Raw genomic sequence first — 15,147 nt, forward strand, 5'->3', positions numbered from 1 at the left:
GGCGCTGCAACGGCACCTTGAACTCGGTGTCCTCGTTGCGGCGGGAGATCTCCAGCAGCTGGTTGCGGGTCAGGACCAGCTCGGAGACCATGGTCATCAAATGCTCCAGCGTATCCACGTTGACGCGGATCGACTGGTTGGCAATGCGGTCGCCCTCGGCGGCGCCCTCGTCGGCCATCGACTTCTTCGGCGCGGCCTTCTCCTTGGCGGGCTTCGCAGCTTCCTTGGCGGCGGGCGCCGGAGCTTCAGCAGCCGGCGCGGGCTCGGCCTTGACGACGGGGGCCGGCGCTTCGATCGCGGTCTCGCGGAAGGCGCGCTCGAGCTCGTCGAGCGAGACTTCGCCCGGACGCAACGGGCGCTCCAGGGTCTGATCGATCAGCGAGCCCTGCGTCATCTCCTTTGCGGGCGCAGGCGCAGCAGCAACAGGGGCTTCAGGCGCCAGTGGCGGAGATTCGGCGACAGGAGCAACAGCACCTGCGGCCATTGCCGCCATGCCCTGCTCGACCATCGCCTCGAGCTTATCGATGAGATCGCGGTCGGTGCCCTCGGGCTCGGCTTCGGTCGCCTCGAGGCCGGCGAGGATCTCCTTGATGCGGTCGATCGAGGACAGGATCACCGTCACGGCGCCGGCCGTCACCGGCATGCCGTCACGGAATTTGCTCATCAGCGTCTCGCCGGCATGCGCCAGCGCTTCGAGCCGCGGCAGACCGAGGAAGCCGCACGTGCCCTTGATGGTGTGGACCAGGCGGAAGATGTTATCCAGGATCTTGGCGTTGTTCGGCTCCTGCTCGAACTTCACCAACTGATTGTCGACGGTGTCCAGGCTCTCGCTGGTCTCCGTCAAAAACTCCCGCAACAGATCATCCATGAGCTACGCCTTACTGAGCGGGACTTCGACGCCTGGGCCGCACCTGGAGTTCGGCGGAGGTCCGCGCCTGGATCGTTAGACAACCCCTTTCACGGTCCCGTTAATTTCAGCCTCCGTGCTAATACGGATATTGAAGACAAGTTTGCGCTTCGAGACCTGCAATAGCGTCTTTCGGCAAAAGCGGCGCCGCATCTCACGCGACAGACGCGATAGGTAAACGCTCCGATAACAACACTGCGACGTATGCGAAAAATCCTGCTCGCGAAGGACGATATGCACGGGCCGCGCGAATTGAATCAAATCACGCGCAATCAGAATCGCTCACACCGCCGCCCGCTGCTCGCCTGCTCAATGCGCAACAGCTGCGCTTGCGGTAAACGAACGCTTATTTCGCGGCCGCCGCGATTGCTGCCGCGCTAACCCAATTGCGGAGACAGCACGATGCTCCGCGAGACAATCCTTGATGGCAGCGAGTAACGCATCCGGTGTAAACGGCTTGCGAAGGCAACGCGCAGCGCCGAGCTCCAGCGCCATCCGGAGGAAGTCGGGCGCGGGCGCGTTCAAATTTGCGAAGGCGTAGCCGGACATCGCAATCAGCGGAATGGCCGGCGCGTGCTCGTGGAAGATCCGAATCGACTCGAACCCCCGCATATGCGGCATGAAGATGTCGATCATCATCAGATCGACCTGTTCGTTCTCGAGAGCGCGGAGGTCGGCTTCTCCTCCGTCGGCCATCGTCACCCGGAAATGATTCCGCTGCAGATAGATCTCGATGGCCATGCACACCATCGGGTCGTCGTCGACAACGAGAATATGGTGCAGATCCGCCGGGCCCGCTTGAGCTTCCCGTCTCGACGATTCAAAAATCAAACCGTGGGGAACGCCGTCCTCTGGCTGGGGTCGAAACATTGATGGCCGGAAGCGTCACCGGTCCTGTCGGGAAATCACGGGCAGGTGCGGCAGTCGCGGCGTAGCGAAGCCGCGCAGACCAGTCCCGCATGGATGGAAATGCGCGCTTGATGGGGAAGCCGCAGGTGTCGGTCGGCGTCCGATGGCGGCGCGGATGCGATGCTAGCGGCTCACGACAGCCCCCTTGCCGCTTTTTCCTGCCGCCCCGCATAAGACGGACGCCCCTAATTAACGCGCGAATCAGCGTGCGTTTCTCAATTTCCGCCGCAAATGCCGCAGCCTGTCTGCCCCCCAACGGGTATATGGACGGCCCCACAACCTTTACAATATGTTTTGGTCGTCGTGCAACTGGATGACGCACAGGGCGCGGCGGCCGATCGTCCTAATGAACGCGCCGGATTGACCTGCATGACCGCGAGCGGCCACCCGTCCAACCAGTTGCTGCAAATGCTCGGCGCGGCGGATTTCGATCTGCTGCGCCCCCATCTTGCGACAGTCGAAATGGTCAGGGAATCTGTCTTGGCCGAGGCAGGCGCCGGGCTGCGACATGTCTACTTCCCGCACGGCGGATCCGTTTCGATCACGGTGGGTCTCTCCGAGGGACAGATGATCGAGGTCGCGATGCTGGGCCGCGACAGCGCCGTCGGCGCCGGCGCCGCCCTTGCCGACGGCATCGCTCCGACGGATGCCGCCGTGCTCTTCCCCGGGACTGCGTCCGTGCTCGAAATCGCGGCCTTCCGGGCGGTGGCGGCCGCAAGCGCGCAGTTTCGCGGCCTGATGATCCGCCACGAGCAGGCGCTGCTCGCGCACGCGCAGCAATCGGTGCTGTGCAATACGGTGCACCCGGTCGAAGCGCGGCTGGCGCGCTGGCTCCTGCGTGCCCGCGACCTGTCCGATAGCAAGTTCCTTCCGCTGACACAGGAGACGCTGGCGCAGATGATGGGCGTACGGCGCAACGCGATTTCCCTCGTCGCAAATGCGCTCCAGCGCGCCGGCATCATTCACTACACCCGCGGCCAGATCGAGATCGTCGACGAGCGCGCATTGGAGACGAGGTCCTGCGACTGCTATGCGGCGGTGAAGGGCTGCCACGCCCGCCTGCTGGGAGCCCCGCGGTGAAGATAGCCCGGCGCAACCGGCCTGCTGCATGCCGGTGTGCACACAGTGCAGCAGAGGCGCCGTCGCAACCGGACATCTTGTCCCAATTGCCAATATATCCCGACGAGAACATGATCAAACTTATCCGTGCAGCGAGCAGCCCGTTCGCTTCGAGTTCGGGGGCTGATGAGACGGAGGCAGTCTTGGAAACGATGGCGCGCCCATCCAACGGTTTCCTGTCCGCACTGTCGGCGGAGGATTACGAATTGATCCGCCCGCATTTGCGCATGATCGATCTGCCGCACGAAGCGATCCTGGTGGAGACCGGCGAAACGCTCAAGCGCGCCTACTTCCCCCACCGCGGCGTCATCTCGCTGGTGGTGAAACTCGCCAAGGGCGAGCATGTGCAGGTCGCCATGGTCGGCCGCGACAGCCTGCTCGGAACGCTCTCGACCATGGGCGATGCCTGCGCGCTGAACACGGCAATCGTGCTGGTCCCCGGTGCCGCCTCCGTGATGGACCTCGACCGGCTGCGCGACGCGGCCGACCAGAGCAGCACCTTGCGGACGCTGCTCACCCGTCACGGGCTGGCCGTCTACGCACAGGTCCAGCAGACCGCGGGCTGCAACGCCGCCCATCCGGTGGAATCGCGGCTGTCGCGTTGCCTGCTGCACACCCATGACCTGTCAGGCGATTACCGGCTGCTGCTGACCCAGGAGGCGATGGCGCAGATGATCGGGGCGCGCCGCAACAGCGTGTCGCTGGTCGCCAATACGTTGCAGCACGCCAATTTCATCCACTACAGCCGCGGGCACATCCAGATCCTCAACCTGGACGGCCTGCGCCAGACGGCGTGCGAATGCTACGCCACCGTGAAGGCCCAGTACGACCGGCTGCTCGGCCCGCGCTGACCGGCGCCTTGGTAAACCGGCGGCTAACGCCGGCCTGCAAACACGGATCGTCCTGCTACCGGAACTGAAATTCGGATGCCCTAGACACGGGGCATGCCTCGCGCCGTACAGGCCGCGCGGCAGACGAACCGTGACCAGGACAGGCCAAAGCCATGTTTGAAGTGACCGCCGCGCCGATGCCAAAAGCGCTCGATGCTGCGCCCGCGCGCGAGCCGGGTGCGTACGAAGCGCTGGTGCGGGAGATCGGCGAGGACGGGGCCTGTGAAGTCCGTGACGTGTTCTGGAGCGAGACCTGCGCGCGCCTGCAGCTGTTCCGCACGCTCTCGCTCGCGCGGCACCTCGCCAGGATCACCCGCGAAGCGCATTCGCTGAAGAGCGCGGCCGGAACGTTCGGCTATGTCAGGCTTGCGGCGCTGGCGCTGCGGCTGGAGCAGACCGCGGAGACGCTTGGCGAGGCCGAATTCCACGGTCTCCTCGACCTGATGGATGCCGCCTACGCCGCCGCGCGCGCACAGGAGCCGCAGGGTTAGAAAGGCGCGTGCAAAGCCCGCCGTACTTCTACGGTTAGCGATTTTCACAGATGGCTAATCATAGGTGGCGATAGTCGCCGGAAACCAGGAGGGTTTCCATGTTCACCTATGAGACTGCGGATCAGAAAGAGGTCCGTCGCTTCCGCATCGCACAGTTCAACGGCAGGACGGCGACGGTGAAGGCTGGCGAGGCGACGGTGACTGGTTTCGTTCGCTCGGTGCTGGAGCAGGAATCGAGCATGCCGCCGCGCTGGACCATCACGATCATTCCGAGCACGCCGAAGGAAGAGCCCAAGTCGCTGCGGCCGCCGTCGCGGGTACGCCCTTTCGCCGAGGATTATCTCTGAACCCATCGGGTCCCCAGGCCATTCTCAGGCTTGATCGCCCGCCTGGCGGCGCAGGACAGAACCTCAATCGATCGAATGCAGCAGCGCCGCACGGACGAGGTCCGCGGTGTTGCGCGCGCCGAGCTTGCGCATCGCCTCGGCGCGATGGCTCTCGAACGTGCGCGGGCTGATCTGCATCCGCAGCGCGCCCTGCTTGTTCGAGTAGCCCTCGCTGATCAGCCTCAGCACCTCGCGTTCGCGCTTGGTCAGCCGCTTCTGGCCCGACAGGCCCAGCAACTCGGTGCTCGGCACACGCTGCGCTTGCTGTGCGCGGGCGGCGTTCAATTCGGCGCCCTCGGTCCTGGACTGGATCGGCAGGGCATCCCTATGAGGGCCGGCAAGCTGCTTGACCACGCCGCAAACGCGTTCGGTCTGCGCCAGCGCATTCTCCACCACGCGCTGCAAATAGGCCCGATCGGCCGTAACCGGCGCGAGCTGGTCGCTGTGGTGCTTGATCTCGCCCATGTAGAGCAGGAGCGCGGTCAGGGGGCCGTTGAGCTCGCGGGCGATGGCGCTGGCCATCTCGTCGGCGGCCTTGGCGCGGACCGCGTTCAGGCGGGCGAAATCGAGCTCTTCGGTCGGAGCAGAGCTGCTTTCGAACCATTCCGACGGCCGCGAATCGGTGGCCGTATCGTTCTGTGACCCCATGTGACTCGTTTAGCGGAACCGAGGCCGGTCTGTGGTTAACTTTTTGCTCCGTAAGACTACGGTAATTTTGGCAGTTTTGTGCTGAAATACCGGCGCAGGCACAATTTATGCTTGAGTACCCACGCGATCGACCACGCGTAGGTTGAGGTTTTCGCCCAAAACTTGAGCAGACGACGAAATGCCTCCTTAACCAACGCTCCCCAGCGGGCGCCCGCGCCTCCCGGTTTTTACGGATAAATTAACAATGACTTGCTTCTCTTAGTCACGATTGAGAGCGCGCAAATGCCTCCACGCATGAGGCCGGTAGGCCTGCGGGAAACGCTGCGGAAGATTGCGTGCCATGAACGAGATCGATCGGCTGTCCGAGTTCTTGCAGAGGCTGACGCCGCTCTCGCGCAGCTGTCTGCTCAGCGAGCTCGAGCGGCTCGAACTGTGCGGCATCGACATGCCGGGCTCGTCCGACATCCAGGCGAAGTTGCGCGCCGAGTTCCGCAAGGACGGATCGACCCAGGCACGCGCCACCAGTCCCTCGCGCTATTTCTTCGCGCCGCTCGAACTGCTCCTGATCGACGGCGCACCCGAGCATGCCAATGCGGGGCGGATCTCACGCAACACGCTCACGCCCATCTGGGAGTGGATCTGCCGCGACCTGCTGCCGACCATGGCGCGCGACTACATCAAGGCGATCAACGACCAGGTCACCGCCAACAACCCGAAGGAAGTGCTGAAAACCGCGTCGATCTTCCAGACCAAGGTCCTCAAGGTCCTCGAGAACACCCTCGCATCGGCGGAGAGCACCGAGTTCGCACGCGCCAAGCTCACGCAATACACGGCCTCGCGCACCGCCTTCGACGACGTGAGGAAAATGCAGCAGGTGCTGCGCGCCGGCGACGCGCTGCCGAAGTTCAACGAAAAGCTGCCTGAGAAGATCGCGAAATTCGACGACGGCCAGGTTGCCCAGATCACTGCGCGACTCGATGTCTTCAAGAAGTCCCACCCGGACGCGCTGCCCTTTGCGCTGGCGCTGGTGGCAAGGCGCCTGAAGACGTCCTGGGAGCTGGTGCGCCTTGCCACCAGGACCGCCGCGAGCAAGAGCGTGGCTGACGTCGCCGCCACGCCCTATGCCTGCGTCGTTCCCATGGTGCTCGACCGGCTCGACGACAAGCGGCTCGCCCTGCGGGTCGCGCTCAAGCACAACCGCGTGCTGGTCGCGCGCGACCTGCTGGCCGACATCTACGACACCGAATATGCGCTCAAGGTCCGCATCGACGGCATCGAGGGTTGCGAATGGGGTATCCGGCTCCAGCAATTGATGGATGCGATCGCGGCGCTGGTGTCCGCCGAGGTGAGCCGTTTCCCCTCCAATGTCGGCCACATTCTCGGCTCGCGCCGGCTGCGCAGCCACGACACGCTCGGCGGCAAGCTGTCCTATCTGGCCTGGAAGGGACGCGACGCCGTGCAGGACGGCGCAGCGGCGTTTCGCAAATTGATCGGGCAAACCTGATATTGCGGCGCGGCTACTCCGCCCGCGGCAGGCACAGGAAGCGATCGGTAAATCGCCCTGACAGAACGAATCTGAACCACCAATACATCAATCGCCGCGTCGTCATTGCTGTAATCCTCGACAGCCCACCACCGGCTGCCCACAGCAATAGCGCAGGTGCAGCAAGACACATGTGATGTGCTTCACATTTGCGCCGGCGCAGCCGGCCGCGTTGTCGCAGAACTGTCACGCGTAAACCATGGAACATGCGCGCATCGCGTGAAAATGAACTCTCCCATCGCTGCCATCGCGTCGATCCTGCGATGCACCGCAAGAGCGACGGGACGGAGGTTGCGATGAGATCGAACCGGCGGACATCGACGATGGCGGCATTGCACGCGAGCGCCAGCGCCGCGCGAAACGCGAGCGGTTCGTAGCGCGTTGAACGAGCTGAATGCGCAGCTCGACAAGCACGGATTCTACTAGGCGTTTCCCGTCCTGAGTCGCGGTCGCGAGCTGGTACTGCATGACCCGGCACGCCACGGCCACAGGCAATTGAGGCGTCCATTATTCAATTGGGCGAAGTGCGCGCGACCTCGTCCGATTACAGGACAGCGCGCGTGTCCGCAGCCAAGCCGCGTCTTGCAAAAATTGCGCGGGATTGCCGCACGCCCGCGCGCGACGCGCGGGCAGACGTAAAAACTTCTGGAAGAAGATCCAGACAATTTTAGACGTGATGCGGGCTTTAACGTTACCCAGATAATTCAACAGTCGACTGAAGCTCTCCATATTTGAAACTGCTCCCATCGCTAACACCTGTCGCGGAACGGGAGTGGTTTGCGATGAACGATGAACTTGTTGAGCTCGCCGGACGGAGGCCCAAAACCTTCGGACGGCGAAAGGTAACGCCGCGCGCATGCGTTGCAGACGGCAAGCGCCATCTGCGCGCATTCCTCGCCGAGGTGCTGGAGGATCTTGGTTTCGTCACCAGCGAATGCGCCAGCGCGGACGAGCTGCAGACCGTGCTGACCCGCGAGTTGCCGGACCTGATCCTGCTCGGCATCGCCGCCGACGGCATCGAGCCCGGCACGTTTCTGGAGACGCTGGTGCACGAGGCCTTCGACGGCAAGGTTCTCGCCGTCGGCGCCCGCGAGTCCATCATCGTCAGGGCCGTGCAGCAGGTCGGCGAGGAATACGGCCTCGCGATGCTGCCGCCACTGACCACGCCGTTTGCCGCGGAGACGCTGCGCGAGCGCGTCGCGATGCTGCTGCCGGACGAGCCGGCGCCGAGCCCGGCCGTGTATGTCGGCGAGGCCCTTCACGCCGGCTGGCTCGAGCTCTGGTACCAGCCCAAGATCGACGCGCGCACCTTGGTCCGCAGCGGCGCCGAGGCGCTGGTGCGGATGCGGCATCCGACCTGGGGCGTGGTGCCGCCCGCCTACTTCATCCCCGAAGAGCACGATCCGCATTTGCGCGAGCTCTCGGAGTTCGTGATCGAGCGCGCCTTGCAGGACTGGCACTATCTCCTGGAGCAGCAGAGCCCGGTCGATCTCTCGATCAACCTGCCGACGTCGTATCTGAAGGAGCCGCTCGCCGTGCGTGATCTCTGCCGCCGCATGCCGACGCATCCGGCCTTCGGCGGGCTGACGATCGAGATCGACAGCGAGGAGGCGATCCGCGATCTCGCATTCCTCGTCGAGGTCGCCCGCGAGGTGCGCCTGCACAATATCGGCCTGTCGATCGACAATCTCGGCGCCAACTGGCCGTCACTGATGGATCTGGACAAGATTCCCTTCATCAAGCTGAAGGCCGACCGGCACTTCGTCACCGGCAGCGGCAGCGATCGGCTGAAGCGCACGGTGTGCCGTCACATCGTCGAGCTCGCCCACGGCTACGGCGCGCGCACTGTGGCCGAAGGCGTCGAGAGCCGCGCCGACCTCGTTGCCGCCAACGAGCTCGGCTTCGACCTCGTACAGGGTTTTCTGTTCGGCAAGCCGATGCCGCTGAAGAAGTTTGCCCGGAGCGCGCTGACGCGGACGGTGATGGGGCAGGCGTGAGGCACAGGCCTCACGCCAACCGCCGCGCGAAGAAGAAGACGCACACGACCACGAGCGCGGTCGCTGCGATCACCCCATGAAGGACAGAGCTTTCCTAGCGACAGACCCAGGCGCCATTGACCAGCACGCGGGCGCACGTTGGTGCCGCGACAGCGGCGCCTACGGCCGCTCCACCGACTACGGCGCGGCGCGTCGTTCGCCGCGCGACGCCGGCGACACTCACCGGGGTCGCTGGTCGCCCTACGCGGGCCTGTGCGCTCTGAACCGAGAATGAAAGACCATCCTCTTCCGACCACTGCACCGAGCCCATGGCTGCGCAGGCAATAACGGCGCCGGCTAGCCAAAATTTGGTTCCGTGTCGCATGACGTGCTCCTTCCCTTGCTTTCTGCGGATTTCTGTCAGTCGCGTGAGGATGCCGATCACCGTCCCATCAGCGAAACGAGCAGACCAGCCAGGCGGATGCTGTCACTGTGATCGCGAAACAGGTACGCGATGCACCGGGGAGATAACTCTCCCGTCCAGTGCGACACTGCGAGCAAGAACCGACGTTGATCTAGATCAACGTTGACGGTCGCATAACGACCGCGCCAGGCGATGGTCGCGGGCCAATGACCTGATGGAAGCGCGTTCGATCAAGGTCACCAACTTCAGACCCTGGTCGGGAACTGCGATGCACCGCCTCAGGCATATCGCCGCGCGAAGAAGACGCAGACGACCACGAGCGCGGTCGCGGCGATCATGCTCCATGCGACCGGCTCGTGCAGCAGGAAGCCGGCGAGCGCGAGACCGAAGAACGGCTGGAGCTGCTGCAACTGACCGACGCGGGCAATGCCGCCGACCGCAAGGCCCCGGTACCAGAAGATGAAGCCGACGAACATGCTGAAGACGGAGACGTAGGCGAGCCCGATCCAGGCGGGCACGCCGACGCCGCTCCACGTCAACGGCCATGTCAGGATCGCGACCGGCACCATCAGCGGCAGCGCGAGCAGCAGCGCCCAGGAGATCACCTGCCAGCCGCCGAGGCGGCGCGACAGCGCGGCGCCTTCGGCATAACCGAGCCCGCACAGCACGATGGCCGCGACCATCAGGAGATCGCCGGTGAGCGAGGCCGAGCCGTCGTTCGACAGGGCAAAGCCCGCGACCGTGGCGCTGCCCAGGACAGCGAACAGCCAGAACAGCGGCTGCGGTCGCTCGCCACCGCGCAGCACCGCGAAGATCGCCGTCGACAGCGGCAAGAGCCCGATGAAGACGATCGAATGCGCGGAGGTGATATGCTGGAGCGCGAGCGCCGTCAGCAGGGGGAAGCCGACCACGACGCCGATGGAGACGATGGTGAGCGAGACAAGATCCTTCCGCTGGGGCCACGCCTGGCGGAGCAGGAAGAGCACGGCCACACCGATCAGGGCCGCGATGACCGCGCGCGCCGACGTCAAGAACAGCGCGGAGAAGCCGCCGACCGCCACGCGGGTCGCCGGCAACGAGCCGCTGAAGATGATGACGCCGAGAAGCCCGTTGCCCCAACCACTGCCTGCAGATTGCATGTCCGTCTCACTTCCTGGGTCACGATCATCGGCCGTCGCCGGTGGCGAGACCAGCAACAATCTAGTACAATCTGGCAAAACTGTATGGATATGGAAGGTAATACACCTTGGGCGGCGAGGCGCAGACGAAGGGACGGGGCGGGACGCGGACCAGCGACGTGATGGGCGCGATCCGCGCCAAGGTCGCGGCCCGCGCACTCGGTGCCGGCGACCGCCTGCCGTCGATCCGCAGCCTTGCCGCGACAATGGGTGTTTCGCCGTCCACCGTCGTCGAAGCCTATGATCGGCTGGCCGCCGACGGCCTGATCCGCGCCCGCCGCGGCTCGGGCTTCTATGTCTCATCGGCCGTCACCCCGCCGCTGGCGCTGACCGAAGTCGAGCCCCGCCGCGACCGGGCCGTGGACCCGTTCTGGGTGTCGCGACAATCGCTCGACACCGACGATGCCGTGCCAAAACCCGGCTGCGGCTGGCTGCCGCCGGAGTGGATGCCGGAGGCGGCCTTGCGCCGCGCCACCCGTGCGCTTGCCCGCACCGATGCAAGCGTTTTGACCAATTACGGCAGCACGAGCGGCTCCCCTGCCCTGCGCCGGCTGCTGCTCGCGCGCCTCGCCGAAGACGCGATCGAGGCCTCGATCAACCAGTTGATGCTGACCGGTTCAGGCACTCAGGCGACCGACCTGATCTGCCGCTTCCTGCTCCGTCCCGGCGACACCGTGCTGGTCGACGATCCCTGCTACTTCAATTTTCGCGCGCTGCTGCGAGCGCATCAGGCGAAGATCGTCAGCGTGCCCTACACGCCGTCGGGCCCCGATGTCGCGCGCGTCGAGCAGATCCTCGCGGCTGAGCGGCCGCGGCTCTACATCACCAATTCAGCGCTGCACAATCCGACCGGCGCGACGATCTCGCTTCAGACCGCGCACCGGCTTCTGACTGCGGCCACGACGCACGACCTCACCATCATCGAGGACGACATCTTCGGCGACTTCGAACCGGAGCGCTCGCCGCGCCTTGCCGCGCTCGACGGATTGAACCGCGTGATCCGCATCGGCAGCTTCTCCAAGACGCTGTCGGCCTCGGTGCGCTGCGGCTACATCGCAGGGCGAGCCGACTGGATCGAGCACCTCGTCGACCTCCAGGTCGCGACCAGTTTTGGCGGCCCGAGCCCGGTGGCGACCGAGATCATCGCCAAGGTCCTGGCCGGCGGCAGCTATCGCAAGCACATGGACGAGCTCCGGCAGAAGCTCACGCGCACGCGCCGCGACGTCGCGCGAAAACTTCAGGCGCTGGGCATCGAGCCCTGGCTGATGCCGCGCGGCGGCTTCTTCCTCTGGTGCCGCCTCGCGGGCGGGCAGGATGCCACCGCCGTCGCGCGCGCCGCGCTCGAGGAGGATGTGGTGCTCGCGCCGGGCAACGTCTTCAGCGTGTCGCAAACGGCCTCGGACTTCCTGCGCTTCAACGTTGCGCATATGAGCGATCCGCGGATGTGGGACGTGCTGCGGCGGGCGCTGAAGGCCAAATGATCAGCGCCTAGTACAACGGCTCCTCATAGACCGGCTCGCCGTCAAGCAGCAGCCGCTTGATGGCGGCGCGGCCTGAGGGGAGTACGGCGGCGACAACCCGGAGTTTCTGCTGGTTGCGGGCCTGCTCGAGCTTCTTGCCCTCGCCTTCGGGCACGAAATAGCTTTCGAGACCGTATTTGATCGCCAGTTTCTCGCAGAAGACGTGCGGGCCCGAGCCGCAGGTTCCGCCGTAATAGGAGACGCGGCCGCGGATCAGCACTTCGGGAGCCGTGACCGTGACGGGCTCGGCATGCACCGAGACGGCCTCGTAGAGACCATTGGCATTCGGCGCGAGCTTGACGAACACGACGGGCTTGCGCTCGGCCGCCGGCTGGCCGGCGAGCGTGCCCGCCGGCAGTTGCGAGATGTCGTAGCGGAGCACGACATAGTCGCCGCGCAGGAGATCGCGGGGATCGACCGGCTGCGTCTGCAACGTCACCTCACGGCCTTCGCGCAGGATCTGCATGCGATCGGCGACCATCAGCACCAGCAGCACGCATTGAAGCAGGACGGCGACACCGAACAGCACGGCTTTCGGGATGCGTTGCCAGAGTTTTGTCACGGACGCGGTCAACTCCATCATCGCTGGGCCCTCGGCAGCGCGCGATTGAGCGCGGTGGCAAATACGACGGCAACAACACCGGCCGCGGCAAGGAAAGCCGAGCGGCGCAGCAGCGAGCCCTTCACCGCCCAGGTGATGCCCGCGATGACGCCGGCGATCCCGAGCCAGCCGGCAACGATCCGCGGACGCACATCATCGAGCACACCGGAGACGACGAGGCACAGCATGGCGCAGAGCAGCGCGGCATAAGCGAACCAGGGCTCGCCGGCCGTGGATGCCGGCCAGATCGGCGCCGCGAGCAGGACCAGCCCGATCGAACATGCGGCAAGGATTTCACCTGCACGCCTGGTGACGCCGGCAGACGCAAGCGCGAGGATCACGCCCGCGGCCCCGCACAGGATCGCCCAAAGCGGCTGGGCCGGCACCGTGCTATTCCGGAAGCGAATGATGTCGTCGACCGTTGTCACCTCCAGGCAAGCGACGGCGGCCAGCGAAAACGCTCCGTAGATCGACAGGACAGTTCCGAGGCGTAGCGCCCTCGGCGACGGCGCAGCGGCGATCGCGAGCCCGGCGCCGAACAGCAAGGCGGCGCCGTTCGCGAGCACGAACGACGGCTGGGCACCGTCGAGCTCGAAGCGGAGCGACGTCGCGATCCACCACGGAAGCAGCGCGACCGCGACGAGATGGGCCGCCACGCGGGAATTCCATGCAAGCGCGAGCGCGGCGGCGATCAACCAGACCGCCACGAACGGAAGATGCAGGACATCGGGCGCATCATAATTGCGCATGCAGGTCCAGATGCAGGCCGCGACGAGGGCGACCGCAAGCGCGCCGCGCGATCCGGTCAGCAGTGCGGCGGCAAATGCTCCGATCGACCACAGCAGCATGCCGCCGGCGAAGTCCTCGCCGAGATGATACATCTGGCCGACCAGCGCGATGCCCGCGCCGAAGATGATCGCCCCGATGCTCGCGCAGAGATCGGCGAGAACATTGCGGCCCGTCGCGGCGAACCACGCCCCGAGGCCGCCGGCGACGACCATGCCGGCGATCAGGATCGCGAACCGCAGCAGCCGCGCGATCTCCGTCCAGTGCGCCGCGACGAAGGCGAGGAATGCGGCTGCGATCAACAGGCCGCCGACGATGGCGACGACGACGGCGATGTTGATGCCGGGCGACAGCGGCGGCAAGACACCGCGGATGGAGGCGGCCGCCGCCGGCGCGATCACGCCGTCGGCTTCCCATTGCGAAAGATCAGCTTCAAGGCGCTGCCGGTAGGCTTTGTCGAACATCGTCGTGAAACACCTCGCTCCCTGCCGGCTGGCGGGATGCTGTTGGTCGGGCCGCGACGGTAGCAGGTTCAACCTGTCACCGCTCTGGTTGCGGGGGCACCGGGCGCGCGCCCCCGCGCGACAGCGGCTTCGCGTTCACGGTCGAACCGAGTAAGTCACCGGCCGTCATGATGATGACCCGCCATGCAGAAACTGACGAACTCGAGGCAGGACGAGATCGACCGCACTCAGTTCGGCTTCATGGGTCAGGCCGTCCAGGATCACGAGCTGTACTTTGGTCGACTGCAATGCAGTCCCGATGGTCTGCGCGTTCCCGAGCGCGGGAACTTCCATTTCGCGGGCCACGCCCAGCGTCGCCGCCTCGATATCCAGCGTGCGTAGAATATGACATCCGGCGATTCATTGGCCAGATCGTTCAAGCGTAGCCGCGCGCGAATTTTGATTTCACGCAACAATTCATCGCACGTGCTTGGGAATTCGAGCATCGCAGCGCCCGACGAGAATACGGTGTTCATGACAACCCCAGTGAGGCGTCCGACACTCCCGCTATTGCCGAACAAAGGGCTCGTCATCGTTGGCCTTCCCGGATGCCGATCGAAGGACCGTATCGCCGGAAGAAAACGGACAACCTCTCGAAGGGTGAGAGCCTCTTGTGCGGGAAGGCGCCCCTTCGGCACCTGCGCGAGGTTATAAGGTCGCCTTCAAAAGGACGCAAGCTGGTCGGAACGGCGGGCAGTGACGACTTTGAACCTTCCGTCCCCACGTATCGGCAGTCTACCGCAAAGGAATTCGCATGCCGCCAACTCACGCACTGACGTCCATCCTTCCCTGCAACGACCTCGACGCCTCGGAGAAATTCTACGCCCGGCTCGGCTTTACGCGCGCGGACGGCGACAAGCCGGCGGACGGTGAGGACAGCTATCGCATCCTCTCCGATGGAAAGGGCGGCCATCTCCATCTCACCGATGCCGTCGAAGGCTGGCTGATCAGAGGCCGCAACCCGTTCGGTCTCTATCTCTACACCGAGGCCGTCGACGAACTCGCGCGAGAGTTTTCGGGCGAGTTGGCCAACGGACAGGGGCCGGAGGACACGCCGTGGGGAATGTACGAGTTTGCGCTGTCGGACCCGGACGAGACCCTGGTCAGGATCGGCTGGCCGTCACGGCTCCGTCAGAACAAGCAAGCTTGAGCGGCGGAGAGGAAGGCCTAGCACTACTTTGGCAGAATGTGTTTTCGCCGCTGTTTTTCAAGGATTTGCTTTCGGCAATATGGGCACTGCTGGGGCGGCGGCCGAAGGATGAGATC

At 65.0% G+C, this 15,147-nt stretch carries 15 protein-coding genes; 9 read left to right on the forward strand and 6 right to left on the reverse strand.

All coding sequences use genetic code 11. The features are described from left to right. Both IVB46_RS11770 and IVB46_RS11775 read right to left on the reverse strand, forming a co-directional pair. On the reverse strand, window positions 1-868 hold an 868-nt coding region (locus IVB46_RS11770; RefSeq protein ID WP_247342795.1), incomplete at its 3' end, for an Hpt domain-containing protein. A 348-nt stretch (window positions 869-1,216) separates the two neighbouring features. Then, window positions 1,217-1,690 (reverse strand): response regulator, encoded by a 474-nt coding sequence (locus tag IVB46_RS11775; protein ID WP_247342801.1) that lies wholly within the window; start codon window positions 1,688-1,690, stop codon window positions 1,217-1,219. Window positions 1,691-2,185: 495 nt separating this feature from the next. Here IVB46_RS11775 and IVB46_RS11780 point away from each other — a divergent pair, with 495 nt between their 5' ends. The 4 genes from IVB46_RS11780 (at window position 2,186) to IVB46_RS11795 (ending at window position 4,663) form a co-directional block, all read left to right on the forward strand. Next, the gene (locus IVB46_RS11780) at window positions 2,186-2,896 is read left to right on the forward strand and encodes a Crp/Fnr family transcriptional regulator (protein WP_208083982.1); all 711 of its coding nucleotides are present in this window, start codon (window positions 2,186-2,188) and stop codon (window positions 2,894-2,896) included. A 191-nt stretch (window positions 2,897-3,087) separates the two neighbouring features. After that, entirely contained in the window at window positions 3,088-3,786 is a 699-nt protein-coding gene (locus IVB46_RS11785) for a Crp/Fnr family transcriptional regulator (protein ID WP_038943206.1), read from the forward strand. A gap of 152 nt (window positions 3,787-3,938) precedes the next feature. Next, the gene (locus IVB46_RS11790) at window positions 3,939-4,316 is read left to right on the forward strand and encodes an Hpt domain-containing protein (protein WP_063980460.1); all 378 of its coding nucleotides are present in this window, start codon (window positions 3,939-3,941) and stop codon (window positions 4,314-4,316) included. A gap of 98 nt (window positions 4,317-4,414) precedes the next feature. Next, on the forward strand, window positions 4,415-4,663 hold the full coding sequence (locus IVB46_RS11795) for a hypothetical protein (RefSeq protein ID WP_071908604.1): 249 nt from the start codon (window positions 4,415-4,417) through the stop codon (window positions 4,661-4,663). Between the two features lie 63 nt (window positions 4,664-4,726). Here IVB46_RS11795 and IVB46_RS11800 read toward each other — a convergent pair whose 3' ends face one another. Further along, window positions 4,727-5,350 (reverse strand): helix-turn-helix transcriptional regulator, encoded by a 624-nt coding sequence (locus IVB46_RS11800; protein ID WP_063980458.1) that lies wholly within the window; start codon window positions 5,348-5,350, stop codon window positions 4,727-4,729. Between the two features lie 340 nt (window positions 5,351-5,690). Here IVB46_RS11800 and IVB46_RS11805 point away from each other — a divergent pair, with 340 nt between their 5' ends. Together IVB46_RS11805 and IVB46_RS11810 are read left to right on the forward strand one after the other, a co-directional pair. Next, window positions 5,691-6,854, forward strand: coding sequence for a hypothetical protein (locus IVB46_RS11805; RefSeq protein ID WP_247342798.1), 1,164 nt, complete (start codon window positions 5,691-5,693; stop codon window positions 6,852-6,854). 821 nt (window positions 6,855-7,675) lie between these two features. Beyond that, window positions 7,676-8,890: an EAL domain-containing response regulator gene (locus tag IVB46_RS11810; RefSeq protein WP_247303203.1), complete on the forward strand. Its 1,215-nt coding sequence runs from the start codon at window positions 7,676-7,678 to the stop codon at window positions 8,888-8,890. 681 nt (window positions 8,891-9,571) lie between these two features. Here IVB46_RS11810 and IVB46_RS11820 read toward each other — a convergent pair. Next, window positions 9,572-10,432, reverse strand: a complete 861-nt coding sequence (locus IVB46_RS11820) for a DMT family transporter (RefSeq protein WP_247303201.1) — start codon at window positions 10,430-10,432, stop codon at window positions 9,572-9,574. 107 nt (window positions 10,433-10,539) lie between these two features. Between IVB46_RS11820 and IVB46_RS11825 the strand changes: the two genes are divergently transcribed. Next, a complete protein-coding gene (locus tag IVB46_RS11825) occupies window positions 10,540-11,952 on the forward strand; it encodes a PLP-dependent aminotransferase family protein (protein ID WP_247303199.1) in 1,413 nt (470 codons plus the stop codon). 7 nt (window positions 11,953-11,959) lie between these two features. On the opposite strand, the gene IVB46_RS11830 is transcribed toward IVB46_RS11825, so the two are convergent. Together IVB46_RS11830 and IVB46_RS11835 are read right to left on the reverse strand one after the other, a co-directional pair. Beyond that, window positions 11,960-12,574: a GDYXXLXY domain-containing protein gene (locus IVB46_RS11830; protein WP_071908608.1), complete on the reverse strand. Its 615-nt coding sequence runs from the start codon at window positions 12,572-12,574 to the stop codon at window positions 11,960-11,962. Continuing rightward, window positions 12,571-13,842, reverse strand: a complete 1,272-nt coding sequence (locus tag IVB46_RS11835; protein ID WP_247303197.1) for a DUF2157 domain-containing protein — start codon at window positions 13,840-13,842, stop codon at window positions 12,571-12,573. Before IVB46_RS11835 ends, IVB46_RS11830 begins: the two co-directional genes overlap by 4 nt. Window positions 13,843-14,025: 183 nt before the next feature. On the opposite strand from IVB46_RS11835, the gene IVB46_RS11840 reads away from it, so the two are divergent. Both IVB46_RS11840 and IVB46_RS11845 read left to right on the forward strand, forming a co-directional pair. After that, window positions 14,026-14,223 (forward strand): hypothetical protein, encoded by a 198-nt coding sequence (locus tag IVB46_RS11840; protein WP_166057974.1) that lies wholly within the window; start codon window positions 14,026-14,028, stop codon window positions 14,221-14,223. Window positions 14,224-14,635: 412 nt separating this feature from the next. Continuing rightward, window positions 14,636-15,031, forward strand: coding sequence for a VOC family protein (locus tag IVB46_RS11845; protein WP_247303175.1), 396 nt, complete (start codon window positions 14,636-14,638; stop codon window positions 15,029-15,031). Window positions 15,032-15,147: the final 116 nt, after the last annotated feature.

Source organism: Bradyrhizobium sp. 61, from assembly GCF_023073075.1.
In the GTDB taxonomy this organism is placed as follows: domain Bacteria; phylum Pseudomonadota; class Alphaproteobacteria; order Rhizobiales; family Xanthobacteraceae; genus Bradyrhizobium; species Bradyrhizobium barranii.

What these genes read in the sequence shown, in the direction of transcription:
- IVB46_RS11830 (WP_071908608.1), bottom strand. Translation starts at nt 12,574, where the DNA reads ATGATGGAGTTGACCGCGTCCGTGACAAAACTCTGGCAACGCATCCCG.
- IVB46_RS11780 (WP_208083982.1), top strand. Translation starts at nt 2,186, where the DNA reads ATGACCGCGAGCGGCCACCCGTCCAACCAGTTGCTGCAAATGCTCGGC.
- IVB46_RS11805 (WP_247342798.1), top strand. Translation starts at nt 5,691, where the DNA reads ATGAACGAGATCGATCGGCTGTCCGAGTTCTTGCAGAGGCTGACGCCG.
- IVB46_RS11800 (WP_063980458.1), bottom strand. Translation starts at nt 5,350, where the DNA reads ATGGGGTCACAGAACGATACGGCCACCGATTCGCGGCCGTCGGAATGG.
- IVB46_RS11790 (WP_063980460.1), top strand. Translation starts at nt 3,939, where the DNA reads ATGTTTGAAGTGACCGCCGCGCCGATGCCAAAAGCGCTCGATGCTGCG.
- IVB46_RS11835 (WP_247303197.1), bottom strand. Translation starts at nt 13,842, where the DNA reads ATGTTCGACAAAGCCTACCGGCAGCGCCTTGAAGCTGATCTTTCGCAA.
- IVB46_RS11845 (WP_247303175.1), top strand. Translation starts at nt 14,636, where the DNA reads ATGCCGCCAACTCACGCACTGACGTCCATCCTTCCCTGCAACGACCTC.
- IVB46_RS11785 (WP_038943206.1), top strand. Translation starts at nt 3,088, where the DNA reads ATGGCGCGCCCATCCAACGGTTTCCTGTCCGCACTGTCGGCGGAGGAT.
- IVB46_RS11795 (WP_071908604.1), top strand. Translation starts at nt 4,415, where the DNA reads ATGTTCACCTATGAGACTGCGGATCAGAAAGAGGTCCGTCGCTTCCGC.
- IVB46_RS11820 (WP_247303201.1), bottom strand. Translation starts at nt 10,432, where the DNA reads ATGCAATCTGCAGGCAGTGGTTGGGGCAACGGGCTTCTCGGCGTCATC.
- IVB46_RS11840 (WP_166057974.1), top strand. Translation starts at nt 14,026, where the DNA reads ATGCAGAAACTGACGAACTCGAGGCAGGACGAGATCGACCGCACTCAG.
- IVB46_RS11810 (WP_247303203.1), top strand. Translation starts at nt 7,676, where the DNA reads ATGAACGATGAACTTGTTGAGCTCGCCGGACGGAGGCCCAAAACCTTC.